Here is a 24968-nt window from a genome sequence, read left to right as displayed (position 1 = left end):
CTTTCACACATTATCGGAGTGGCGTCCCCAAGGGGATTCGAACCCCTGTTACAGCCGTGAAAGGGCAGTGTCCTAGGCCTCTAGACGATGGGGACACGAAGTTCCGATTAAACCGAAATCTAACCGTTTCGCATCAGCATGAGTCGAAACTCACAACATCAACAGGTGCTCTTGCTCATTTACATTCATCAGACAATCTGTTGTGGACACTACGCAATGCGTATCGTTAGGTAAGGAGGTGATCCAACCGCAGGTTCCCCTACGGTTACCTTGTTACGACTTCACCCCAGTCATGAATCACAAAGTGGTAAGCGCCCTCCCGAAGGTTAAGCTACCTACTTCTTTTGCAACCCACTCCCATGGTGTGACGGGCGGTGTGTACAAGGCCCGGGAACGTATTCACCGTAGCATTCTGATCTACGATTACTAGCGATTCCGACTTCATGGAGTCGAGTTGCAGACTCCAATCCGGACTACGACAGACTTTATGTGGTCCGCTTGCTCTCGCGAGTTCGCTTCACTTTGTATCTGCCATTGTAGCACGTGTGTAGCCCTACTCGTAAGGGCCATGATGACTTGACGTCATCCCCACCTTCCTCCGGTTTGTCACCGGCAGTCTCCCTTGAGTTCCCACCATTACGTGCTGGCAACAAAGGATAAGGGTTGCGCTCGTTGCGGGACTTAACCCAACATTTCACAACACGAGCTGACGACAGCCATGCAGCACCTGTCTCACAGTTCCCGAAGGCACCGAAGCATCTCTGCTAAGTTCTGTGGATGTCAAGAGTAGGTAAGGTTCTTCGCGTTGCATCGAATTAAACCACATGCTCCACCGCTTGTGCGGGCCCCCGTCAATTCATTTGAGTTTTAACCTTGCGGCCGTACTCCCCAGGCGGTCGACTTAACGCGTTAGCTCCGGAAGCCACGCCTCAAGGGCACAACCTCCAAGTCGACATCGTTTACAGCGTGGACTACCAGGGTATCTAATCCTGTTTGCTCCCCACGCTTTCGCACCTGAGCGTCAGTCTTTGTCCAGGGGGCCGCCTTCGCCACCGGTATTCCTCCAGATCTCTACGCATTTCACCGCTACACCTGGAATTCTACCCCCCTCTACAAGACTCTAGCTTGCCAGTTTCAAATGCAGTTCCCACGTTAAGCGCGGGGATTTCACATCTGACTTAACAAACCGCCTGCGTGCGCTTTACGCCCAGTAATTCCGATTAACGCTTGCACCCTCCGTATTACCGCGGCTGCTGGCACGGAGTTAGCCGGTGCTTCTTCTGCGAGTAACGTCAATCAACCGTGCTATTAACACGACTGCCTTCCTCCTCGCTGAAAGTGCTTTACAACCCGAAGGCCTTCTTCACACACGCGGCATGGCTGCATCAGGCTTGCGCCCATTGTGCAATATTCCCCACTGCTGCCTCCCGTAGGAGTCTGGACCGTGTCTCAGTTCCAGTGTGGCTGGTCATCCTCTCAGACCAGCTAGGGATCGTCGCCTAGGTGAGCCATTACCCCACCTACTAGCTAATCCCATCTGGGCACATCCGATGGCGTGAGGCCCGAAGGTCCCCCACTTTGCTCTTACGAGGTCATGCGGTATTAGCTACCGTTTCCAGTAGTTATCCCCCTCCATCAGGCAGTTTCCCAGACATTACTCACCCGTCCGCCGCTCGCCGGCAAAGTAGTAAACTACTTCCCGCTGCCGCTCGACTTGCATGTGTTAGGCCTGCCGCCAGCGTTCAATCTGAGCCATGATCAAACTCTTCAATTTAAGATTTGTTTGATTTGCTGCTAATAAAAGCAGCGATGCTCAAAGATTACTTTCTGCAAATAAGCATTCGAACCGAAGTTCAAATGTGTACTGCTTTGGTCACTCTTCAAGACTTTGATATTTCTTCTGCCTGCCGAAACAGGCTTCGATATCGTCTTGCGAGTGCCCACACAGATTGTCTGATAAATTGTTAAAGAGCGTTCGTTACCCGTTTGCCTTTCGGCGAATCTTACGGTAACGCGGGAGGCAGATAATACGCTTTCCCGCTACAGAGTCAACAACTTAATTAGTTAATTTTCTCTGCTCTTCCCGGCCACTCTGTGAAGTTGCTCACAGCGCCGTGTCGATGGATGCGCATTATAGGGAGCCGCTTCAGAATGGCAAGGGTTTATCTTAAAGTTTTTTCCAACTGCTGATTATTTGAACGCAACGGCTACTTATGATGCGTTTTTATCGCTTTTGGCAGATCAGCCAGGCTATTTAGCACCCAATCAGCTATCGCCTCACCTTCTGCGCTAACAGGCTTACCGGTGCGGACTAACACTTTAGTACCGACATTAGCCGCTAATGCTGCCTGCATATCTTCAATTTTGTCGCCAACCATATAAGAAGAAGCCATATCAATGTTCAATTCGCTTTGTGCTTGCAGTAACATACCTGGCAGCGGTTTGCGGCATTCACATGTTTCACGGAACTCCGCTACACTGCCATCGGGGTGATGCGGGCAGAAGTAGAGGCCATCCAGATCAACACCACGATCAGCCAAAGACCAATCCATCCACTCGGTGAGACTTACAAATTGCTCTTCGGTAAACATACCGCGTGCAATACCCGATTGATTGGTTACCAATACCAAAGCGAAACCCATGTCTTTCAATTCACGACAAGCATCAATAACACCGTCTATAAACTGGAAGTTATCAATTTCGTGGACATAACCGTGATCAACATTAATTGTACCATCACGATCTAAAAATATTGCGGGGACGGGCTGAGTCACTTATCTGCTCCTGAGGGCTGTAAACCCCATTAGTATCGCATGTTTTATTGCCGATTGAGAATGGAAGAGAATCGCGGTTGCCAGTTGACTTAGCCATCTAGACGCCTTAACATCCAATCTATACTTCGGTTCCGCTGAAGTTTACTTTTTATCTAGCCACGGAAACGACGATAAAATAAGAATAATATGATTAAACTTTCTCACATCAGCAAAGTGTTCCAACAGGGTTCGCGCACCATTACCGCGCTTACAGACGTGAGTCTACACGTCCCTGCGGGGCAAATTTATGGCGTTATCGGTGCATCAGGTGCCGGTAAAAGTACACTGATTCGCTGTGCCAATATGTTAGAGCGCCCAACCAGTGGTCAGGTTCTGGTTGATGGCCAAGATCTAACAACATTATCCGAAGGTCAATTGACTCGCGCACGTCGTCAAATCGGTATGATTTTTCAGCATTTCAATTTACTGTCATCCCGCACGGTGTATGGCAATATTGCGTTGCCTCTTGAGCTGGACAACACGTCACGCGCAGATATAAAGAAGAGAGTTACCGAACTGTTGGATCTGGTTGGTTTGGCTGATAAGCAAGATGCTTATCCGGCTAATCTGTCTGGCGGTCAGAAGCAGCGTGTTGCTATCGCACGTGCTTTAGCCAGTAACCCTAAAGTCTTGTTGTGCGATGAAGCCACCAGCGCATTAGACCCGGCAACCACCCGTTCGATTCTGGAGTTGCTCAAAGACATTAATCGTCGTTTGGGCCTAACCATTTTACTTATTACTCATGAGATGGATGTGGTGAAACGCATCTGTGATCAGGTTGCTGTAATAAGTGAAGGCAAGTTGATTGAGAAAGACAGTGTGAGTGAAGTATTTTCGCATCCGAAAACCCCACTGGCACAACAATTTATTCAATCAACACTTCATTTAGATATTCCAGAAGATTACGCCCAGCGTATGACGCAGGAACCAACTGCGGATCGCGTTCCACTGCTGAAATTGGAGTTCACCGGCCAGTCTGTTGACGCTCCGCTAATTTCGCAAGCGGTGCGCCGTTTCAATATTGATATCGGGATTCTCAGTTCACAGATGGATTATGCCGGTGGCGTTAAGTTTGGTGTCATGCTGGCTGAGCTGCATGGCGACGATCAAGATGGCCTCGCTGCTATCAAGTTTTTGCAAGATCATCATGTAAAAGTAGAGGTTCTGGGTTATGTCTGAGGCAATGATGTGGTTAATGGGCCGAGGCGTTTGGGAAACTCTGATGATGACTTTTGTGTCTGGTTTCTTTGGTTTTGTACTGGGACTACCGGTTGGGGTGCTGCTGTATGTCACCCGCCCAGGGCAAATTATCGCCAACAATAAGATTTACCGCACCCTGTCTGGGGTTGTGAATATTTTCCGTTCCATACCTTTTATTATCTTATTGGTATGGATGATTCCATTCACTCGGATGATTGTCGGTACATCGATCGGTTTACAGGCGGCGATTGTGCCATTAACAGTCGGTGCAGCTCCCTTTATTGCCCGTATGGTGGAGAATGCCCTACTAGAGATTCCATCTGGTTTGGTTGAGGCAGCCCGTGCGATGGGGGCGACCCCAATGCAAATTATTAAAAAGGTGTTGTTGCCCGAAGCCCTACCTGGCTTGGTGAATGCAGCCACTATTACATTAATTACCTTGGTCGGTTATTCCGCGATGGGTGGTGCAGTCGGTGCCGGTGGCTTAGGCCAGATCGGTTATCAGTATGGTTACATTGGCTATAACGCCACAGTAATGAATACTGTATTGGTATTATTAGTAATTTTGGTTTACCTGATTCAGCTCAGTGGCGATCGGATCGTAAAAGCCGTTACCCACAAATAGTTCTTAACACATCAATTACCCAAAGAAATTGATGTTGCAGGTAGGCAGCAAGCGAACACACCCCGAATCACTTACTTAAATAAGTGGTTTGGGTAAGTGAACCTAGCTAACAACCCGGCAGCGCCAAGTACTAAGGGTATAGCGACTGCCTCACACAGCGGCGCATCTTAACGAATGTCTATAGAGGAAGGGATATGTCTTTAAAATTCAAATCTATCGCGGCAGTCAGTGCATTGATTGGTACCTTGGCTCTGGTGGGTTGCGGCCCGGCAGAGAAAGATCCAAACCACATTAAGGTTGGTGTCATTGTGGGCGCTGAGCAGCAAGTTGCTGAAGTTGCTAAAAAAGTGGCAAAAGATAAATATGGTCTGGATGTTGAACTGGTTACCTTTAACGACTATGTATTGCCAAACGAAGCATTGAGCAAAGGTGATATTGACCTGAATGCCTTCCAGCACAAACCTTATCTGGATCAGCAAATTAAAGATCGTGGTTATAAGTTAGTGTCTGTGGGTAACTCATTCGTTTATCCGATTGCAGGTTACTCTAAGAAAATCAAGTCATTGGAAGAGTTACAACCGGGTTCTCAGGTCGCACTGCCAAATGACCCGACCAATCTGGGCCGTTCTCTGTTGCTGCTGCAAAAAGTGGGTCTGATTAAACTGAAAGACGGCGTTGGTCTGCTGCCAACCGTGTTGGATGTGGTTGAAAATCCTAAAAACCTGAAACTGGTTGAATTGGAAGCCCCTCAGTTACCACGTTCTTTGGATGACCAACAAATCGCCTTGGCGATTATCAATACCACCTACGCCAGCCAGATTGGCTTAACACCGGCTAAAGATGGCTTGTTCGTGGAAGATAAAGAGTCACCTTACGTCAATCTGATCGTAGCCCGCGAAGACAATAAAGATGCGGAAAACGTGAAGAAATTCGTTCAGGCATATCAGTCTGATGAAGTTTACGATGCAGCAAACAAAGCATTCAACGGTGGTGCAGTAAAAGGCTGGTAAGTGTTAATTGGCTATTTTGCTGAATATGGCGTTAGCTAAAATCAGTGTTTGCTAAATATATTGCAAGACGGGCCATGGCCCGTCTTGTTATTTGCATCATAGATTGCTTCAATAGCGCCTCTTAAATAAAAAAGGCTGAGGAATTTCTATGCGTGCTTTACCTCTGTGTCTGTTAGCACTTTCGCTAACTGGATGCTCCATGCTTCAATCAAAGCCATCCACCACAGAAAACCCGGTTAAGCAACCCCCTCCGGTGGCTAAACCCAGCCCAACGGTAGCCCCTCGTCCGGCACCGGTAAAACTTTATAAAAGTGCTGAAGAGCTTGTTGGCAAGCCTTTCCGCGACTTAGGCGAAGTATCCGGTGAGTCTTGCCAATCGACCGTTCAGGACTCTCCAGCCAGTATCGCCACCGCCCGTAAGAGAATGCAGACGCGTGCTTCTTATATGAAAGCCAATGCAGTCCTGCTACACGGATGTGAAATACAAAGTGGCGTTCCTGGCTGCTATCAACAAGCGGTATGCCAAGGTTCTGCACTGAATGTTTCATCAAAATGAGTGTATTTTCCTTTAATCAGATCGGGGTGATTCGCTCACCCTATAAAGAAAAGTTTGCGGTGCCAAGGCAGCCCGGTCTAATTGAAGATGGCGGTGGTGAGTTACAGTTATTGGCACCCTATAATCAACCGGAAGCCGTGCGTGGGTTATCTGACTTCAGTCATGTATGGGTGATGTTCGTTTTCCATCAAACCATGGAGGGTGGTTGGCGTCCGACTGTTCGCCCGCCACGTTTAGGCGGTAATACACGGATGGGGGTATTTGCCACTCGCTCCACTTTCCGGCCAAATCCTATCGGCATGTCGTTGATTGAACTGAAAGGGATACGTTGCCAGGGCGCAGAGGTGATTCTGGAGTTGGGTAGTCTGGATCTGGTTGATGGTACCCCGGTGATTGACATTAAACCCTATCTGCCTTTTGCCGAGAGCCAGCCTCTGGCGCGCGCTGGCTTTGCGCAGACAGCCCCAGATGCAGATATGCAGGTGTGTTTCTCTGCCATCGCCGAGCAACAGTTAGTACAGCAACAGGCGCGTTATCCACATTTGCGGCGTTTTATCACCCAGGTTCTGGCACAAGACCCTCGCCCGGCATACCGTAAAGACGATAATGAAAGCCGTGAATACGCGGTTCTGTTACTGGAATTTAATGTGCGTTGGCGGGTTATGGGCCAGCAAACGGAAGTGTTGTCGCTCGACCCACGCTAAATTTCACCCAACTCTCTTTTGACAACCCGTACTCGCTGGTAAACTAAACCACTTTTTACTTTTTTGGCTGCCTCTATTTGTTGCAGCGCTAATGGAACCAAAACATCATGCGTACTAGCCAATATCTGCTCTCCACTCTAAAGGAGACACCTGCCGATGCTGAAGTGATCAGCCACCAACTGATGCTTCGTGCCGGAATGATCCGTAAACTGGCATCAGGTCTTTATACCTGGTTGCCAACCGGCGTTCGGGTGTTGAAGAAAGTCGAAAACATCGTGCGCGAAGAGATGAATAACGCAGGTGCTATTGAAGTTTCAATGCCTGTCGTACAACCGGCCGATTTGTGGCAAGAGAGTGGCCGCTGGGAACAGTATGGTCCTGAGCTGTTGCGTTTTGTCGATCGCGGCGAGCGCCCTTTTGTGCTCGGCCCAACTCATGAAGAAGTGATTACTGACCTGATTCGCGGTGAGATCAACTCTTACAAACAGTTGCCGCTGAATTTCTTCCAAATTCAAACCAAGTTCCGTGATGAAGTTCGCCCACGTTTTGGCGTGATGCGTGCGCGCGAGTTCCTGATGAAGGATGCTTATTCCTTCCACACCACTCAAGAATCTTTGCAAGAAACTTACGACGCGATGTATGCGGCATACAGTAAGGTTTTCTCTCGTATGGATTTGAATTTCCGTGCAGTTCTGGCAGATACTGGTTCAATCGGTGGCAGCGCATCTCATGAATTCCAGGTGCTGGCCGAGAGTGGCGAAGACGATATCGTGTTCTCAACCGGTTCTGATTATGCCGCTAACATCGAGTTTGCTGAAGCAGTAGCCCCTTCAGCGCCACGGGCTGTCGCGACTGAAAAACTGCGTATCATTGATACCCCGAATGCAAAAACCATCGCTGAACTCGTTGAGCAGTTCAAACTGCCGATCGAGAAAACCGTGAAAACCTTAATGGTGCACGCTCACGAAGAGAGTGGTCACAAGCTGGTTGCGTTGCTGGTTCGCGGTGATCATGAACTCAATGAGATCAAAGCAGAGAAACTGCCACAAGTCGCCAAACCACTGACCTTTGCCAGTGAAGAAGAGATTCGTGCAGTAATTGGCGCAGGTCCAGGTTCATTAGGCCCGGTTAATTTGCAGTTGCCTGTTGTAGCTGATCGCAGCGTGGCAGTGATGAGTGATTTTGGTGCTGGTGCGAATATCGACGGCAAACACTATTTTGGTATTAATTGGGAGCGTGACTTACCGTTGCCACAAATTGCCGATTTACGGAATGTGGTTGAAGGCGATATCAGCCCTGATGGCAAAGGCACGTTGCAGATCAAGCGTGGTATTGAAGTCGGTCATATCTTCCAGTTAGGCACTAAATACTCGGAAGCGATGAAAGCCACGGTTCAGGGCGAAGATGGCCGTAACCAAGTGATGACCATGGGTTGTTACGGTATTGGCGTATCCCGTGTGGTAGCGGCTGCCATTGAGCAGAATCATGACGATCGTGGCATTATTTGGCCTGATGCGATTGCACCGTTCCAGGTTGCAATTTTGCCAATGAACATGCACAAATCTTTCCGCGTGAAAGAGTTGGCGGAAGAGCTGTATGCCACTCTGCGTTCACATGGTATTGATGTTATTCTCGATGACCGTAAAGAGCGCCCAGGCGTGATGTTTGCGGATATGGAACTGATTGGCGTACCACACAATATCGTGATTGGTGACCGCAATCTCGACAGCGAAGAGGTGGAATACAAAAACCGCCGTGTTGGTGAGAAGCAGATGATTAAAACCAGCGAAATCATTGATTTCCTGCTGGGCCAAATCAAGCGCTAATTGACGCTAAGTAAACCGCTGAGCCGCTGGATAGTTAACTCACTACCAGCGGCTTTTTATTGCAGCAACGGATAGATTCTATTTACTGGCGCAGCTCTTACTGGCATTAAACTTAATGTTATCAGCCGGAATCAGCGTTTTGTCTGATTGCCCTTCTTCCATCGATGGTCGCACATCAAAATGGCCATTAAGGGTTAAAAATACCGGTTCACCCACCTTTTTACGGGCCTTTAAATATCCGGTTTCCAGTGCAATATTATTCTCAACCGGGAAGGTTAGGCCGGTAGCACAATCGGTAAATACGGCGGCATCAGCAAAATACTTATACATACCGCTCAATGGCATCGGCGTTTTGGGTAACGGTTGATCACTCGGCGTAAGCTGATAATTCAGTGTGGACTTTATCGCCAACCCTTGTTGGTCAAGCATCACCAAATTTTTACCTACTGGCCGAAAGTAGCGTTTCTCCCCTTGCTCATTAGTGAGTACCAGCTTATCCGCAGTACGCGCCCACGTACCGTATTCAGCAAAGGTTTGATCGCCCTCTTTGTTATCGCCTGCATGAGCACTGCCACGATAAATTTCCTTCAGGATAAAAGTCCCATCGCTATCAAGGAACAGTGAGGTATCCAAACCACTGCAATCCGCGCAGGGTAATACCCCCTGATAGCTTTGCTGCATAGGTTGTAGAGCCTGTTCAACCGGTTGATGCCGATTGTTACAACCTAATAATGACAGTGCACCTACTGCCAAAAACAGCGTTATTGTTAATTTTTTCACAGCTATTCTCCCATACTGTGTACGATATATAAGGAGTGAGGCCACATTAGCCACAATGTTTAAATCCCCGGCCAAATATCGGCATCACTCCTGATGTATTTTACCGCGCAGCGCTTTGGTCGCACCTTTGCGGACTTTGCCCTCGACTCGTCTTATTTTTGAGCCTTTGGTCGGTTTTGTCGCCCGGCGAGCCTTTTCCACCACCATTGCCTGCCGAATTAATGCCACCAGCCGCGCCAATGCCGCCTCACGATTCATATCCTGACTGCGGTATTCTTGCGCTTTGATGATAACGATGCCTTCCGCCGTCATCAAATGACTGTTTAGCAATAATAACCTTTCTTTATAGTAATCTGGCAGGCTTGAAGCCTTAATGTCAAAGCGCAAATGAATAGCAGTTGAGGTTTTATTGACGTGCTGCCCCCCCGCACCTTGCGCCCGGATCGCCGTCAGCTCAATCTCGCTGTCGGGTAGACTGACATGATTAGATATAATCAGCACGCTTATTGCCCATCGCCTTGCCATTCATCAAAACTAATTTCCAGATTATTCTGAGCATCCGACAACCAAATAGTTCCCTCTTGCAACGTGGCCTGTAACGACATATTACGATTAGCAAGTGCCGCCAACTTTGCCATCAGCTCATCACCCAAGAAGCGTACCCGCAGATTGCGGTGCCCGGACAACTTATCCCGGACTTGTGGCCACCACACCTTGGCGGCACGTTCACTGTAGGCATATAACACCACTTGCTGTGACTGATTACAGGCTTTACGTAGCCGTTTTTCCTCTGGTAACCCCAACTCTACCCACAATTCAATACCGTTATGGTCATTATGACGCCAAATCTCTGGCTCATCGTCAGCACTCAGACCTTTAGTAAACTGCAAACGTTCATCAGCGTGGCAGATCCATGCAAGTAACCGCAGCATCATCCGCTGGTCAGTTTCGGAGGGGTGTTGCGCGATAGTCAGGTTAATATCCTGAAAAAAATTACGATCCATATCTGCGATGTTAACAGCAGCTTTATGGATGGTTGCTTTTAGTGCCATGGGTGACCTCTTAATTATCTGGCGGACAGTGTACTTGATCAGGTCTGCCAGCAGCCAGCCAACCCTGCATAAAGAGAACGATTAGTGGCATCAATGCTAAAAAGAAACCTTGTGCCGCACTCTAATATCTCTATCACTCCTGTGCTATAGTCCTTATAAGTTCAGAGTTTATCTTCGTAGGTTGACAGTGTGTCGCTTCCGCTGAGAATCTACTGGGTTAAACTTTTCCAGGAGGATTACTGTGCAGCAATACTGTGAATTAGTACGCCGTTTTTATGCCCAAATTGGAAGTGGCGATCTGGGTTACGTACCAGACGCATTGCGCTGTGTATTGAAAGCATTGGACGAAGTTGCGGCTAACGACGCACTACCGTCCTCCGTTAGGGAACAGGCGGCCTTTGCCGCCGCTAACTTATTGGTGAGCGATTATGTCGATGAGTGAAGAGTATCAACCCATCAATTGTGATGACTACGATAATCTAGAGCTCGCCTGCCAACATCACCTGATACTGACGTTGAAGTTGAGAGGCGGTGAGATCGTAGAAGGTAAAGCCAGCGATCTGCTGCTGAGAAAAAAGGTCGAATACCTGATTGTCGAGCAAGAAGGGACTATGCGCGAGTTGCGCCTGGACTACATCGCCAGCTTCAGTCACCCCGAGATAGGCACTGTCGTGGTGAGTGCATCATAGCTTCATCCCGTGATATTGATGATGGGCCGCTGAAAAGTGGCCCGTCCTCTTCTGACTTGACGTGACGACTACTGTGTTAGCGGAACTCCCCCCCAATCACTGACCAATGTTAGCTCATCGGAATTTTTGCTGTAACACCAATTGCTTTGGGTGTAGTAATAACGACCTATTAAATTATTTATCAAGGTTTTAAACTGGCATAGTAAGCAGCCAGATCTGAGAAATCCTCGTCAGTTAAAGGCGTAACATAAGCCTGCATCACCCCAGCTTGCCCACCCGTTCGCTCCCCTTTTTTATACGCCTTTAATGACTGTTCTAAATACAGGGCATTTTGCCCAGCCAGATTAGGATACATCGGCACTGAAACCTTACCCTGCGCACCATGACAAGCCACACAACTGGCAGATTTAACCCGCCCTGCTTCGATATCATTTTTTGCCAATGCCGAAAAACTACTCAATCCCAATAACACCATTATACTGACGACTAATTTCATCATTGCTCCTCAAAAATGGACTGTTCTGTTTGTTGTTATTTTATTATTTCGCTTTGGCCCAATTCAGGTGCCAACAGGGTTCGCCTTCCTTCGCCTGGCCAGCCTGAGCCACAAACACGCCGGCCGCAGCAATTAATTGTTCACCAAAGTAGAGCAGCGGAATACGTTCCCGTTGCCACGGCGGTACGCCCAACTCTTGCCATATCTTTTTGCTATGGCGCGAATGGTGCCGCCCGACAATTTTGATCTCACCTTGTAAACCGAAACGGACGCTAATTATCTCACCGATAGTGGCAGTCCTGACGGCTTGCCCCCCTTCAGTAGTCAAACTCAGTATCCCCAAATTAGCAGGTAAAACCAAAGGATCAGGCGGCGCTACTGCATGATTAGACCCGGCCTCAACGTTAGCCCAAGGTAGATGCCGCATACTTATCTCAGCTAGCTGCGGCAATAGATATAAATATTGCCGGAAACGGCGAACCTGATGCGCCCCCAGAGTAAGCTGAGGTTCTGCATCTTGCCTTGCCATAGCAACTTCTAACCACAAACGTTGCAGTTGGTTTTGCGATGGCATCAACGCTCCCCCGCCAGCTAACCAACGGCGTAATATTGCCCCGCGCTTGGCTTCTGAAGCCAGTAATAGCCCCTCAATGGAAAGTGCACCATCGGGGTTTTGCAGTTGTTGCAGATTATCTGCCAACAACTCATCCAGTAACTGTTCCTGCTCAGCGCACAGGCTTGCACTGCGCGCTGTTGCTTGCGCAAAATGCGGCCAGCGCTGATTAAGTAGAGGTAACACACTTAATCGCAGGAAATTACGATCGAAACGATTGTCCTGATTGCTGTCATCTTCAATCCACCGTAGTTGCTGTACTTGAGCATAGTTCTCTAGTGTTTCGCGGGAAAAGGCCAACAATGGGCGCAACAACTGGCTGTGGGCAAACGGCATTCTGCCTGCCATTGAGGACAGCCCCGCTGGGCCACTGCCCCGCTTGAGTGCCAGTAGGAAGGTTTCACACTGGTCATCCAGATGCTGAGCAGTAAGTAGCACTTCATTGGCAGCTAAATGTGAGGAAAATGCCTGATAGCGAGCGGTTCTGGCGGCGGCCTCTATTCCATTGTGTCGCGGATCAATATTCACTCGTACCACTTCAAGTGGAACGTCCCATTGATCGCATTGCTGCTGGCAATGTTTTACCCAACAGTCTGCCAATGGGTTTAATCCGTGATGAATATGAATCGCGCGGACTTTCAACTCAGGGAGCAGTTGTTGGCGCAAGCTAACCAATAAATGCAGTAATACACTGGAATCCAACCCACCACTGAACCCCACCAGCACATGGCGATGGTCACCCAATTGCGCGAATAGAGGATTGAGTAGCACATTAGGCGTAAAGGTAGCTGAGTTCATGTTATTCCAGTGTTATTTCGTATAGCTCTAGAGGTAAACCATCTGGATCAGTAAAGAAAGTAAAACGTGATTGGGTATAGGGATCAATGCGAACCGCTTCGCAAATCACACCAGCAGCCCTCAGCTCTCTAACTGCCTGCTCAATATTATCAACCTGAAAAGCCAGGTGGCGTAAGCCACAAGCCTCTGGCTGGCTAGGCCGTGCCGAAGGGGAAGGAAAAGAAAACAGCTCGACCGTATATTGTCCGTTTAAGGCTAAATCGGCTTTCCACGAGCCGCGTTCTTCACGATAAACCTCGCTAATTAGCGTGAATCCCAGCACCTCACAATAGAATTTTTTGCTAACCTGATAATCTGAACCAATGATTGCAATATGATGTATCTGACGTATTGCTAGCATGTATTACTCCAGTTTAATCATTTGTCTTCAGTACATTGACCCAATAGCGACCATCATCATCGCGTTTAGCACCGTGAATATCTGTTTCAAACCCAGGGTAATGTGCACCGATGGCACACAGCATCAGCAGGAAGTCCAAGACTGCACGGCTCTCTTCGCTGATCATTTCACCCGGCATAACCAACGGTACCCCCGGCGGGTAAGGTAAAATCATGTTGGCCACGACTTTGCCTATCAAATCACACATTTCGCAGGCCGCTATATTACCGCGAATCTGCTGTTGGAACATGTCATACGGCGTGAGTTTCATCTCTGGCAGTACATCAAAAGACTGGCGCATTAAACGGGGTAAGTCATGTTTACGGATCAATTGGTGGATACCGGCGGCCAGATCTTGAATGCGCATATGACGGTAAAAATCGGGATCTTCAGCAAACAGATCCGGCAGCATGTTTTTAACCCGCAAGTTAAGATCATAAGCGCGCTTAAACTCCATTAGGCCGCGCAATAAGCTCATCGCCTTGGTTTTATCAATACCAATACTGAACAGGAACAGCAAATTATATGGCCCGGTTTTCTCTACCACGATGCCGCGTTCATCGAGAAATTTAGCAACCAGTGCGGCAGGGATCCCTTCGTCTTCAAGTTCCCCTTCACTGCTCATACCCGGCGTCAGGATGGTCACTTTGATCGGATCCAGATACATATGATCTGCATCTGCATTGCTGAAGCCATGCCACTTTTGCCCCGGTTGCAACGGCCAACAGGCAATTTCATCAATATCTTCTGGCTGCCAGACATCAAAGAACCAGTTGTCACTCTGTGAACGTAAACGGCGAACCTCTTTGCGAAAATGCATCGCACGCTCAATGGAACGCATAATCATGCGCCTGCCCGGTTTACCACGCATCATTGCTGCGGCAGTTTCCATTGATGCCACAATGCCGTAATTCGGTGAAGTGGTGGTGTGCATCATATAAGCTTCGTTAAAAGTGCCTTCATTGTAATCACCTTTAATATGAATCATCGAAGCTTGAGAGAATGCCGCCAATAATTTATGTGTCGATTGCGTTTCATAGAAAACTTTGCCCGCAACCCGTTCCCCGCTCATGCCACTTTTCCCTTCATAGATCTCATGGAAATTGGTATAAGGCACCCAGGCGGAATCAAAGTGAATTGAAGGGACATCCAGTGTCTGCTTAATATAATCAGTATTATAGAGCAGCCCATCATAGGTCGAGTTCGTTATCACCGCATGCACCGGCCAACTGGCATTTTTGGTTTGTGCAATTTTCTCAGTAATGGATTCGCGCGTAAATTCGTGCTGCGGGATGCCACCCAAAATACCGTAAGCATTACGGGCCGGGCGCAAATATAGCGGGATGATATTGGTCATCATCAGAAGATGTGTCAGAGACTTATGACAATTACGGTCAATCAATACCGTACTGCCAGAGGGAGACGAATACATGCCAATGATTTTATTTGCCGTTGATGTCCCATTCGTCACCATATAGCTCTGCTCAGCGTTGAAAGTACGGGCAATATATTCTTCAGCTTCCAGATGAGGGCCACTGTGATCTAATAATGATCCGAGTTCAGTCACTGAAATCGACACATCCGCCTTGAGGGTGTTAGCACCAAAGAAGTCATAGAATAAGCTGCCTACCGGGCTTTTTTGAAATGCTGTCCCTGCCATATGCCCTGGCGTGCAGAAGGTATATTTCCCTTCTTTAACGTAATTAAACAACGCTTTGGTTAACGGCGGAGTGATGCTATCCATATACTCGGCGGTATATTGTTCAATATGTTGTGCAATATCATCTGCCGCATTCAATGCATATTCAAAGAAATAAAGTGCCATCCGCATTTCATTTAAACTGACATCTAATGAGGAGGTAGTATTGATAAACGCGTAAAGTGGGAGATACTCGTTCAGATCATTAATTTCAGTGCAAAGCTCATCACTGTGCTGGTCCCAATCGAAAATCACACCAATAATCCGCGCATTATGCTCGATCAGTTTAAGCAGATCACCACGATCCTGAGGGTAGATAAGCTGAAAACCTTTGGCCAATAGGGCATCGTTCAATTCACGAATAGGTTCATCTTTGTAGTAAACCCCCATCGGCCCCATGATTGCGATGATATTCATCGGTGAATCCTCATATTGTCCGCTAATTATCTATAACAACATGAATTTTAATTTTTGCCAAAATTATTATGGGGTTAGATATTATTACTCAGAGTCTATAAGCAAAAAAATCCGGCCCATAATATATGAGCCGGATTTCAATATTTCTCTGCGATACCCGATAAACCGGATATGCTTAATCAGCAATAGCCGTAATTCATCAGACGCTGATAACGACGATTCAATAACTCTTCGTCATTCAAAACATCCAGATCACTAAGATCAGCCAACAATTGCGCCTTCAAAGAAGCAGCAATAGCGATGTAATCACGGTGTGCGCCGCCTAAAGGTTCAGGGATAACCGAGTCAATCATCTTTAATTCTTTCAGACGATGAGCCGTGATACCCATAGCTTCTGCGGCTAATGGTGCTTTATCGGCACTTTTCCACAGAATAGAAGCGCAACCCTCTGGGGAGATAACGGAATAGGTGCTGTATTGCAGCATATTCACTTTATCGCCAACACCAATGGCTAATGCACCGCCTGAACCACCTTCACCAATGACGGTACAAACAATAGGTACATTCAGACGTGACATCTCGCGCAGGTTACGTGCGATGGCTTCAGACTGGCCACGCTCTTCTGCACCAACACCGGGATACGCCCCAGGTGTATCAATGAAAGTAATGATTGGCAGCTTAAAGCGCTCAGCCATCTCCATCAGACGCAGTGCCTTACGATAACCTTCTGGTGCCGGCATACCAAAGTTACGACGAATTTTCTCTTTGGTTTCGCGGCCTTTTTGATGACCAATGATCATCACCGGGCGACCTTCCAGACGAGCAATACCACCGACAATAGCTTTGTCGTCGGCATATGCGCGATCACCCGCCAGTTCTTCGAAATCAGTAAAGATATTAGCGATATAATCCAGGGTATAAGGACGACGAGGGTGGCGTGCCAGTTGGGCAATCTGCCATGCGCCAAGGTCCGAGAAAATTTTACGCGTCAGCTCAAGACTTTTCTCTCGCAGACGCTGGACCTCTTCATCCAGATTAATATCTAATTTTTCGTCTTGACGGCTGACTGCAGTCAGCGAGTCAATTTTCGCTTCCAGCTCTGCAATCGGCTGTTCAAAATCAAGAAAATTCAGACTCATAGCATTCCTATTTTAGTCAAATTCCAGTTCCACCTGTTCATTACCTACCAGCGTTCGCAAATCTATCAATAAGCGATCGGTGGGCGTCACGCGCCATGTGGCTCCAAACCGCAGCCGGGCGCGAGCATCTTCCCGTTGGTAATAAAGATGCACTGGGATCGTCCCCGCTCGATGGGGTTCCAACGACTGACGGAGACGGTTCAAAAGCTGGTCATCAATTTGCCTGTCGGTCAGCGATATAGCAAGCCCACGGGCATATTTTTCACGAGCTTCACTGATGTCCATTAACTCACGGGCGGTCATTTTAAGCCCGCCACTAAAGTCATCAAAGCTGACCTGTCCAGTAGCTATCAGGATACGGTCTTTTTCCAATAAATGCTGATATTTTTCCAATGCATCGGTGAATAGCATCACCTCCAGACGCCCGGAGCGGTCATCCAAAGTACAAATACCAATGCGATTCCCGCGTTTTGTTACCATAACCCTTGCAGCGATTACCAGCCCTACCGCAGTGGTCATTTTGCCCCGATCCGTCGGATGCATATCTTTCAAACGCTGCCCGCCGGCATAACGTTCTATTTCCTTTAGATATTGGGTAATCGGGTGGCCGGTTAGGTATAACCCCAGCGTTTCCCGCTCACCGTCTAAAACAATTTGTTCCTGCCACGGCGGCACATTAGCATAAGATTGCTCAACCTGCTCAGGTGCATCAGCCAATACGCCAAACATATCTGCCTGACCGATGGCCTCAGCCTTCGCATGTTGGTCTGCGGCTTTCAACGCTTCGCCTAATGAACTCATTAACGCGGCACGGTGCGGCCCCAAACGGTCAAAAGCACCCGACATGATCAACTTTTCTAAGATCCGCCGGTTCAGTTTTTTCGTATCGACGCGCGCACATAAATCAAACAAATCTTTGAAGTGGCCGCCCTCTTTACGCGCCTCCAGAATCGCCTCAATCGGCGCTTCACCAACGCCCTTGATGGCACCAATCCCGTAAACAATTTCGCCTTCATCATTTACATGGAAATGATACAGGCCACTGTTAATTTCCGGCGGCAGAATTTTCAGCCCCATACGCCAGCATTCATCAACCAGACCAACGACTTTATCGGTGTTATCCATATCGGCGGTCATTACCGCAGCCATAAATTCAGCCGGATAGTGTGCTTTTAACCACAATGTCTGGTAAGACACCAAAGCATAAGCGGCGGAGTGAGATTTGTTAAAACCATAACCGGCAAACTTCTCTACCAGGTCAAAGATTTTAATTGCCAATTCACCGTCAACGCCCTGATTTTTTGCACCATCTTCGAATACCGAGCGCTGTTTAGCCATCTCTGCCGGGTTTTTCTTACCCATAGCGCGGCGCAACATATCCGCGCCGCCAAGGGAGTAACCAGACAGAACCTGCGCAATCTGCATCACCTGTTCCTGATACAGGATGATGCCGTAAGTCGGCTCCAGTACCGGTTTCAGGGACTCATGTTGCCATTCGATATCAGGGTAAGACAGTGCTTCACGGCCATGTTTACGGTCAATAAAGTTATCTACCATCCCTGATTGCAGCGGACCGGGGCGGAATAATGCCACCAATGCTATCATATCCTCGAAGCAGTCAGGCTTCAGCCGCTTGATCAAATCCTTCATTCCTCTGGATTCGAGCTGGAATACTGCCGTCGTTTCCGAACGTTGCAGCATATCGAAGCTTTTCTTATCTTCCAGCGGAATAGAGGCGATATCTATCGGTTCTAGCCCAGTTTTGGCGCGCTTGGCATTGATCATCTCCAGCGCCCAATTAATGATAGTTAGCGTACGCAAACCGAGGAAGTCAAACTTCACCAGACCGGCATATTCCACATCATTTTTATCGAACTGAGTAACCGGGTTTTTGCCTTCCGCATCACAATAGAGCGGCGCAAAATCAGTAATTTTGGTCGGCGCGATAACCACCCCACCGGCGTGTTTCCCAGCGTTACGCGTTACCCCTTCCAGCTTACGCGCCATATCAATCAGCGCCCTAACCTCTTCATCTGCCTCATAAATTTCAGGCAGTTGCGGCTCAGCGGCAAACGCCTTTTCCAGCGTCATTCCTGGATCAGGCGGTACCAATTTTGAGATTCGGTCAACAAAGCCATAAGGGTGGCCCAAAACGCGGCCCACATCGCGGATAACCGCTTTGGCAGCCATAGTACCGAAGGTAATAATCTGAGAAACAGCATCGCGGCCATACATTTCGGCCACATGTTCAATCACCAGATCGCGTTTCTCCATACAGAAGTCAACGTCGAAGTCAGGCATTGATACACGTTCGGGGTTAAGGAAACGTTCGAACAGCAGGTCAAATTCCAGCGGATCCAGATCGGTAATTTTCAGCGCATAAGCCACCAGAGAACCCGCACCTGAGCCTCGCCCTGGCCCTACCGGAACACCATTATCTTTCGACCACTGGATAAACTCCATTACTATCAAGAAGTAACCAGGGAAACCCATCTGGTTGATAACTTTCAGCTCAATATCGAGCCGCTCGTCATATTCTGGCCGTTTTTGCACCCGTACTTCAGGATCGGGGAAGAGAAACTCCAGGCGTTCCTCCAAACCTTGCTTAGATTTTTCTACCAGAAAATCTTCCGTGCTCATCTCACCGGTAGGGAACTGCGGTAAAAAATATTCTCCAAGGCGGATGGTAACGTTACAACGTTTGGCTATTTCAACACTATTGATCAACGCTTCAGGAATATCCGCAAACAGCTCACACATCTGTTCTTCATCGCGCATAAACTGTTGCGGGCTATAATTTTTAGGCCGCTTAGGATCGACCAATGTAAATCCATCGTGAATAGCAACGCGGATCTCATGAGCGTCAAAGTCAGACTCAGCGATAAAACGCACATCATTGGTCGCAACAACGGGTAATCCGCGCTCAGTCGCTAAAGTGACTGCCGCATGAAGATAGTTCTCTTCATCTGGCCGACCGGTACGGATTAGCTCCAAATAGTAACTGCCAGGGAAGTGCTCTTGATAAAATTCAAGGCACTGGTCAACCTGAGCCTGATTACCGCGCAGCATAAACTTGCCGACATCCCCCATCCGGCCACCGGATAGCAGAATCAACCCTTCTTTATGCTTGATAAGCCAATCGCGATCAATGATCGGGCCAGCAGCGCCATAACCACGCTGGTAAGCTTCGGAGATCAATAAGGTGAGGTTTTGGTAACCTTCATTATTGCGTGCCAACACGGTGAGGTGAGCCAACTCATCACCCAAGATTTCACTTTGCACGTAGAAATCTGCGCCAATGATGGGTTTAATCCCAGCACCGTGGGCGCTACCGTAGAATTTCACCAAACCACAAAGGTTAGTAAAGTCAGTAATGGCCAGAGCGGGCATACCTAACGCAGCAGCTCTCTTCACCAAGGGTCCAATCTTGGCTAATCCATCGATCATGGAATAATCGCTGTGAACACGCAGGTGGACAAAACGAGGTTCGACCATATCCAGACACCAGAAATTAGTGGATTGAATCATATCCCCGGTAGTTTATAACCGAGGCATCATATCTCTATACCCGTGCTACTTAACGTTGCAGCAATGTTAGCCGCACTCAGTCATCCGAATCACTTACCGTCTTGCACTCATCGGTATTTATTCGTTTGCAGCCTACCTGCAACACTAAGTATTTTGGGTATGTATGTCATGAGGGTACTATGCTGCTTACGCCAAGCCGAGAACACGCTTAACCGGGCCAAAGCTACGCCGATGGTGTTCTGTCGCCCCTAAAGCCACCAATCTCTCTAGATGGAGAGCAGTTGGATACCCTTTGTGCTGCGCAAAACCATATTCGGGGAAAATGAGATCCAGTTCAGTCATTTCACGATCACGGGTCACTTTAGCCAGAATAGATGCGGCACTGATCTCCGCGACTCGGCTGTCCCCTTTTACGACGGCCAGCGAAGGCATTGCCAGTTTTGGGCAACGGTTACCATCAATCAGCACATAATCGGGTACGATATGCAATCCGGCTACCGCTCTTTGCATTGCCAGCATTGTTGCATGCAATATATTTAGGTGATCAATCTCTTCTGGCTCAGCGCGACCAAGGCTCCATGACAGTGCCTTATCAGTAATTTCGTCATAAAGTGACAAACGGCGCTTTTCACTCAGTTTTTTCGAGTCCGCCAGACCGACAATTGGCCGTTTTGGATCGAGAATAACCGCCGCAGTAACAACCGCGCCCACTAATGGGCCACGGCCGACTTCATCCACACCGGCAATCAAATTCGCCTGCGGGTATATAAAAATATCCATCATCGACCTGCTAACTCCAATACCGCTTGTGCTGCCTGTTTATCTGCGCCACAACGGATGCTCTGATGCAAAATCAGGAAACGTTCTTTTAACGCCTCAACTGCATCGCCACCTTGCAACAGCGGTAACAACGCATCGGCTAATTTTTGTGGTTGGCACTCTTGCTGCAACAATTCTGTCACCAGCTCTTCGCCTGCCAACAGATTCGGTAATGAAACATAAGGGGTTTTGACTAATCGTTCTGCCAGCCAGAAAGTGAAAGGTTTCATACGGTAACCGACCACCATTGGGCATTTCGCTAACATACATTCCAACGCAGCAGTACCGGAGGCCAGCAAGGTAGCATCGCTGGCAATCATCGCCACACGGGCATTGCCATCTAATAAATGAACGGGTAAGTCAGGGGCAACTTCAGCTTTGATTCGCTCAAACTGCTCACGGCGCTTGCTGTTAACCAATGGAACCAGCACTTCCAGTTCAGGCAGTTGTTGCCTCAAGATAACAGCGGTACGCAGAAAGTCGGCACTGAGCATTTCTACTTCTGAATGGCGACTACCCGGCAACAGGGCCAGACATGGCGCCTGTAGCGCAAGCCCCAATTCTGCTCTTGCCGCTTGCTTATCTGGTATTAAGGGCATGGCATCGGCCATGGTATGGCCAATAAAGCGGCATGGAACATTAAAACGATCGTAAAACGCTTTTTCAAAAGGAAGAAAAGCCAGCACCATATCGGTCGCTTTACCAATTTTGAAAACACGTTTTTGTCGCCAGGCCCAAACAGATGGGCTGACATAATGAATAGTTCGGATGCCGCGCTGCTTCAAACGCCCTTCAAGGGTGATATTGAAATCAGGTGCATCGATACCCACGAAAACATCCGGGGAGAGTTCACTAAAGCGTTGGGTCAGATCTTTGCGGATCTTGAGCAACCGTGGCAGGCGTTCTAATACTTCAACAACGCCCATCACTGCCAACTCTTCCATCTCGTACCAGGCTTCACATCCCTCAGCTTGCATCAGCGGCCCAGCAACACCAACAAAGCGGGCATCGGGTACCTGAGCTTTCAGCGCACGAATTAATCCAGCGCCTAAGATGTCGCCGGAAGTTTCTCCGGCCACTAAACCGATAGTTAAAGGACGCCCGGCATACGACGGACAATCAACAGCTAATGGGCTATTTTGCATAAGTTAGCGAATAATACCGCGAGTAGAGCGCGCAAAGAAATCACTGAATGCCTTAACCGCCGGAGCTTGCTCCGCCAATTCGGCAATTTCTGGTTTCACTTCATCCAGCGTCCGACCACTGCGGTACAACAACTTGTAAGCATTACGGATCGCATGAAGTGATTCTTTGTCAAAACCGCGACGCTTTAACCCTTCAATATTGATACCAAATGGTGTTGCATGATTACCCTGAGCAATGACATAAGGAGGCACATCCTGAGCAACCCCTGAACAACCGCCTACCATCACATGCGCACCAATCACGCAGAATTGATGGATAGCAGTCATACCGCCAATAATGGCATAGTCGTCAATTTCCACATGACCACCCAAAGTTGCATTGTTCGCAAGAATGCAACGATCACCAATGATACAGTCATGGGCGATATGGGCATTAATCATCAGTAAATTGTCGCTACCTACTTTAGTTAATCCACCACCTTGAACCGTACCACGGTGGATAGAAACACTTTCACGAATACGGTTACGTGAACCGATCTCAACGCGAGTAGGCTCGCCTGCATATTTCAGATCCTGATTCGCCTCGCCAATAGAGGCAAATTGATAAATCTGATTATCGCAGCCGATCTTGGTTATACCATTAACGACGACATGGGATTTCAGTTCCGTGCCAGCGCCAATTTCCACCTGAGATCCGACAAAGCAGAAGGGGCCAATACGAACGCCGGCACCAATAATGGCACCTTCTTCGACGATAGAACTTGGATGGATAATGGCGGTTTTGTCAATCACGTATCAGGACTCCTTAACGGCTGGTTCTGCAACAACAGATTTAGCAGCAACAGCTTCTGCTGGCGGGGTTGCTGGTTTGCTACGGGCACACATCATCGTGGCAGTACAGACAATTTCACCATCGACTTTCGCAACACCGGTAAAACGGGTCAGACCACGGCGTTCTTTAACGAACTGAACTTCCATGATCATTTGATCACCAGGTACTACCGGACGTTTGAAGCGAGCTTCATCAATGCCAGCAAAATAATAAAGTTCGCCCGGCTCAAGTTTACCACGGCTTTTAAATGCCAGAATACCGGTAGCCTGCGCCATCGCTTCTAAAATCAACACACCAGGGAAGATAGGCTTACCTGGGAAATGGCCTTGGAAAAATGGCTCGTTGAAAGAGACGTTCTTCACTGCACGCAGAAATTTACCTTCCTCGAAATCAAGGACACGATCTACCAGCAAGAACGGAAAACGGTGCGGGAGTAGATCCAAAATCTCTTCAATATGCAGAGTATGAGTGTCAGTAGTCAAAATACTCTTCCTGTCTAAAAAACTAATGCTATCAACAACACGGCCTGCACTGCCCCAAAAGGGAGGCATTAGGCAGGCCGCAAATTAGGAACTCTGTATACCCTTAGAACTTGAAGCTACAACGGCGTTAACTGCGCATATTTATCTGACTCGCTCGACTGCGTAAGTTCATCAAGATTCTTTGCTTTGCCAGGCTGCAACAGCAATTTCTTTAAGTATCTACTTTGGCATCAACTGCCAGTAAGCTTAATTATTGACTCAGAGTGTCGGTCTTGAGTGACTATTCTTTATCGATTTTACGCTCAATAGCTTTTAAGCGTTTATTAATCCCATCAATATTCATCACTAAAGCAGCGGTCTTGCGCCAAACTTTATTCGGTTGTAACGGAATGCCGGAGGAGTATAACCCAGGTTCAGTGATTGGACGCATCACCATTCCCATTCCAGTGATTGTGACTTTGTCACAAATCTCCATATGACCATTGATCACACTCGCGCCGCCTATCATACAATAGCGGCCAACTTTCAGACTGCCAGCCATGATAACACCACCCGCAACTGCGGTATTGTCGCCAATCACAACGTTATGTGCAATCTGACATTGGTTATCAATGATGACACCATTACCAATAATAGTATTATCTAGTGCACCACGGTCAATCGTTGTACAAGCACCAATCTCAACACGGTCACCAATATGCACCGAACCGAGCTGTGGAATTTTTATCCAGTTGCCGCGATCATTTGCATAACCAAAACCATCTGCACCAATGACCGTACCGGATTGAATCAGACAATTTTGCCCAATAACAATTTCATGATAAACGGAAACATTGGCCCACAAACGGCTACCTGCACCAATGTGAGTGTTCTTACCAATAAAGCAGCCAGCACCGATAACTACGTTATCGCCGAGCATAACGCCGGACTCTATTACTGCATTTGCACCAATAGAAACCCCCTCGCCCAACGTTGCCTGCGAAGAGATAACCGCGCTCGGCGCAATATCCTGAGCCGGTTGAGGCGTGGTATCCATTATCTGAGCCATACGTGCATAGGTTAAATAAGGATTTTTAACCACTAAAGCCGCAGATTTACAGAAAGGTAAATCAGCTTCAGTCAACACCACCGCACCAGCATTACAAGTAGCAAGTTGTTCTTGATAGCGGCTGTTTGACAAAAACGTGATTTGTGAAGGCTCGGCAGAATGCATAGAAGCGATGCCGGTGATGACGAGCTCGCCATCACCGTACACCTGTGCATCCAACTGCTGGGCTAAATCAGCCAGTCGAATTGAAGGCATGTT

Annotated in this window: 23 protein-coding genes, 1 tRNA gene and 1 rRNA gene; 8 read left to right on the top strand and 17 right to left on the bottom strand. The window is 48.1% G+C overall.

Annotated elements, in window-relative coordinates:
* Positions 1 to 19 precede the first annotated feature (19 nt).
* The 3 genes from EL015_RS04815 to gmhB all read right to left on the bottom strand — a co-directional run bounded on the left by EL015_RS04815 (position 20) and on the right by gmhB (position 2774).
* Positions 20 to 95, bottom strand: a tRNA-Glu gene (locus EL015_RS04815).
* Positions 96 to 231: 136 nt separating this feature from the next.
* Positions 232 to 1774, bottom strand: a 16S ribosomal RNA gene (locus tag EL015_RS04810).
* A 433-nt stretch (positions 1775 to 2207) separates the two neighbouring features.
* Positions 2208 to 2774 carry a D-glycero-beta-D-manno-heptose 1,7-bisphosphate 7-phosphatase gene (gene gmhB, locus EL015_RS04800; protein WP_005185654.1) on the bottom strand — a complete coding sequence of 189 codons (567 nt, stop codon included), beginning with the start codon at positions 2772 to 2774 and terminating at the stop codon, positions 2208 to 2210.
* A gap of 186 nt (positions 2775 to 2960) precedes the next feature.
* On the opposite strand from gmhB, the gene metN reads away from it, so the two are divergent.
* The 6 genes from metN to proS all read left to right on the top strand — a co-directional run bounded on the left by metN (position 2961) and on the right by proS (position 8734).
* Positions 2961 to 3992 carry a methionine ABC transporter ATP-binding protein MetN gene (gene metN, locus EL015_RS04795; protein WP_005185656.1) on the top strand — a complete coding sequence of 344 codons (1032 nt, stop codon included), beginning with the start codon at positions 2961 to 2963 and terminating at the stop codon, positions 3990 to 3992.
* Positions 3985 to 4638: a methionine ABC transporter permease MetI gene (locus EL015_RS04790; protein ID WP_032813821.1), complete on the top strand. Its 654-nt coding sequence runs from the start codon at positions 3985 to 3987 to the stop codon at positions 4636 to 4638. The genes metN and EL015_RS04790 overlap by 8 nt, the downstream gene beginning before the upstream one ends.
* Positions 4639 to 4832: 194 nt before the next feature.
* On the top strand, positions 4833 to 5648 hold the full coding sequence (locus EL015_RS04785) for a MetQ/NlpA family lipoprotein (protein WP_005185658.1): 816 nt from the start codon (positions 4833 to 4835) through the stop codon (positions 5646 to 5648).
* 148 nt (positions 5649 to 5796) lie between these two features.
* Complete coding sequence (rcsF, locus tag EL015_RS04780; RefSeq protein ID WP_032906496.1) at positions 5797 to 6204, top strand: Rcs stress response system protein RcsF; 408 nt, start codon at positions 5797 to 5799, stop codon at positions 6202 to 6204.
* Complete coding sequence (gene tsaA, locus EL015_RS04775) at positions 6201 to 6908, top strand: tRNA (N6-threonylcarbamoyladenosine(37)-N6)-methyltransferase TrmO (protein WP_032906497.1); 708 nt, start codon at positions 6201 to 6203, stop codon at positions 6906 to 6908. Before rcsF ends, tsaA begins: the two co-directional genes overlap by 4 nt.
* A gap of 107 nt (positions 6909 to 7015) precedes the next feature.
* Positions 7016 to 8734, top strand: coding sequence for a proline--tRNA ligase (gene proS / locus EL015_RS04770; RefSeq protein ID WP_005185663.1), 1719 nt, complete (start codon positions 7016 to 7018; stop codon positions 8732 to 8734).
* Positions 8735 to 8812: 78 nt separating this feature from the next.
* On the opposite strand, the gene nlpE is transcribed toward proS, so the two are convergent.
* The 3 genes from nlpE to EL015_RS04755 form a co-directional block, all read right to left on the bottom strand.
* The gene (gene nlpE / locus EL015_RS04765) at positions 8813 to 9514 is read right to left on the bottom strand and encodes an envelope stress response activation lipoprotein NlpE (RefSeq protein WP_005185664.1); all 702 of its coding nucleotides are present in this window, start codon (positions 9512 to 9514) and stop codon (positions 8813 to 8815) included.
* 84 nt (positions 9515 to 9598) lie between these two features.
* Positions 9599 to 10015 (bottom strand): alternative ribosome rescue aminoacyl-tRNA hydrolase ArfB, encoded by a 417-nt coding sequence (gene arfB, locus EL015_RS04760; RefSeq protein ID WP_005185665.1) that lies wholly within the window; start codon positions 10013 to 10015, stop codon positions 9599 to 9601.
* A gap of 2 nt (positions 10016 to 10017) precedes the next feature.
* Positions 10018 to 10566, bottom strand: coding sequence for a YaeQ family protein (locus tag EL015_RS04755; protein WP_042569238.1), 549 nt, complete (start codon positions 10564 to 10566; stop codon positions 10018 to 10020).
* A gap of 241 nt (positions 10567 to 10807) precedes the next feature.
* On the opposite strand from EL015_RS04755, the gene EL015_RS04750 reads away from it, so the two are divergent.
* Together EL015_RS04750 and rof are read left to right on the top strand one after the other, a co-directional pair.
* A complete protein-coding gene (locus EL015_RS04750) occupies positions 10808 to 11008 on the top strand; it encodes a YaeP family protein (RefSeq protein WP_005185672.1) in 201 nt (66 codons plus the stop codon).
* A complete protein-coding gene (gene rof / locus EL015_RS04745; protein ID WP_032906500.1) occupies positions 10995 to 11255 on the top strand; it encodes a Rho-binding antiterminator in 261 nt (86 codons plus the stop codon). The genes EL015_RS04750 and rof overlap by 14 nt, the downstream gene beginning before the upstream one ends.
* Positions 11256 to 11436: 181 nt before the next feature.
* Here the strand turns inward: rof and EL015_RS04740 are convergent, their stop codons facing one another.
* The 11 genes from EL015_RS04740 to lpxD all read right to left on the bottom strand — a co-directional run bounded on the left by EL015_RS04740 (position 11437) and on the right by lpxD (position 24965).
* Positions 11437 to 11754 (bottom strand): c-type cytochrome, encoded by a 318-nt coding sequence (locus tag EL015_RS04740; protein WP_005185676.1) that lies wholly within the window; start codon positions 11752 to 11754, stop codon positions 11437 to 11439.
* A gap of 40 nt (positions 11755 to 11794) precedes the next feature.
* A complete protein-coding gene (gene tilS, locus EL015_RS04735) occupies positions 11795 to 13162 on the bottom strand; it encodes a tRNA lysidine(34) synthetase TilS (RefSeq protein WP_005185679.1) in 1368 nt (455 codons plus the stop codon).
* Position 13163: 1 nt separating this feature from the next.
* The gene (locus EL015_RS04730) at positions 13164 to 13562 is read right to left on the bottom strand and encodes a VOC family protein (RefSeq protein WP_005185681.1); all 399 of its coding nucleotides are present in this window, start codon (positions 13560 to 13562) and stop codon (positions 13164 to 13166) included.
* A gap of 13 nt (positions 13563 to 13575) precedes the next feature.
* Entirely contained in the window at positions 13576 to 15717 is a 2142-nt protein-coding gene (locus EL015_RS04725; protein WP_005185683.1) for a lysine decarboxylase LdcC, read from the bottom strand.
* A gap of 179 nt (positions 15718 to 15896) precedes the next feature.
* Positions 15897 to 16856: an acetyl-CoA carboxylase carboxyl transferase subunit alpha gene (accA, locus tag EL015_RS04720; RefSeq protein WP_005185685.1), complete on the bottom strand. Its 960-nt coding sequence runs from the start codon at positions 16854 to 16856 to the stop codon at positions 15897 to 15899.
* Between the two features lie 12 nt (positions 16857 to 16868).
* The gene (dnaE, locus tag EL015_RS04715; RefSeq protein ID WP_032906502.1) at positions 16869 to 20351 is read right to left on the bottom strand and encodes a DNA polymerase III subunit alpha; all 3483 of its coding nucleotides are present in this window, start codon (positions 20349 to 20351) and stop codon (positions 16869 to 16871) included.
* Positions 20352 to 20570: 219 nt separating this feature from the next.
* Positions 20571 to 21167: a ribonuclease HII gene (gene rnhB / locus EL015_RS04710; RefSeq protein ID WP_032906503.1), complete on the bottom strand. Its 597-nt coding sequence runs from the start codon at positions 21165 to 21167 to the stop codon at positions 20571 to 20573.
* Positions 21164 to 22348, bottom strand: coding sequence for a lipid-A-disaccharide synthase (gene lpxB / locus EL015_RS04705; protein ID WP_005185692.1), 1185 nt, complete (start codon positions 22346 to 22348; stop codon positions 21164 to 21166). The genes rnhB and lpxB overlap by 4 nt, the downstream gene beginning before the upstream one ends.
* A gap of 3 nt (positions 22349 to 22351) precedes the next feature.
* Positions 22352 to 23140, bottom strand: a complete 789-nt coding sequence (lpxA, locus tag EL015_RS04700; RefSeq protein ID WP_005185694.1) for an acyl-ACP--UDP-N-acetylglucosamine O-acyltransferase — start codon at positions 23138 to 23140, stop codon at positions 22352 to 22354.
* Positions 23141 to 23143: 3 nt separating this feature from the next.
* Complete coding sequence (gene fabZ, locus EL015_RS04695; RefSeq protein ID WP_032906549.1) at positions 23144 to 23662, bottom strand: 3-hydroxyacyl-ACP dehydratase FabZ; 519 nt, start codon at positions 23660 to 23662, stop codon at positions 23144 to 23146.
* Between the two features lie 280 nt (positions 23663 to 23942).
* Entirely contained in the window at positions 23943 to 24965 is a 1023-nt protein-coding gene (gene lpxD, locus EL015_RS04690; RefSeq protein WP_005185708.1) for a UDP-3-O-(3-hydroxymyristoyl)glucosamine N-acyltransferase, read from the bottom strand.
* Positions 24966 to 24968 lie beyond the last annotated feature (3 nt).

Source organism: Yersinia intermedia (assembly GCF_900635455.1).
Taxonomy (GTDB): domain Bacteria; phylum Pseudomonadota; class Gammaproteobacteria; order Enterobacterales; family Enterobacteriaceae; genus Yersinia; species Yersinia intermedia.
The sequence above is the reverse complement of the archived record's forward strand: the minus strand, read 5'-3'. Positions and strand labels throughout refer to the sequence as shown.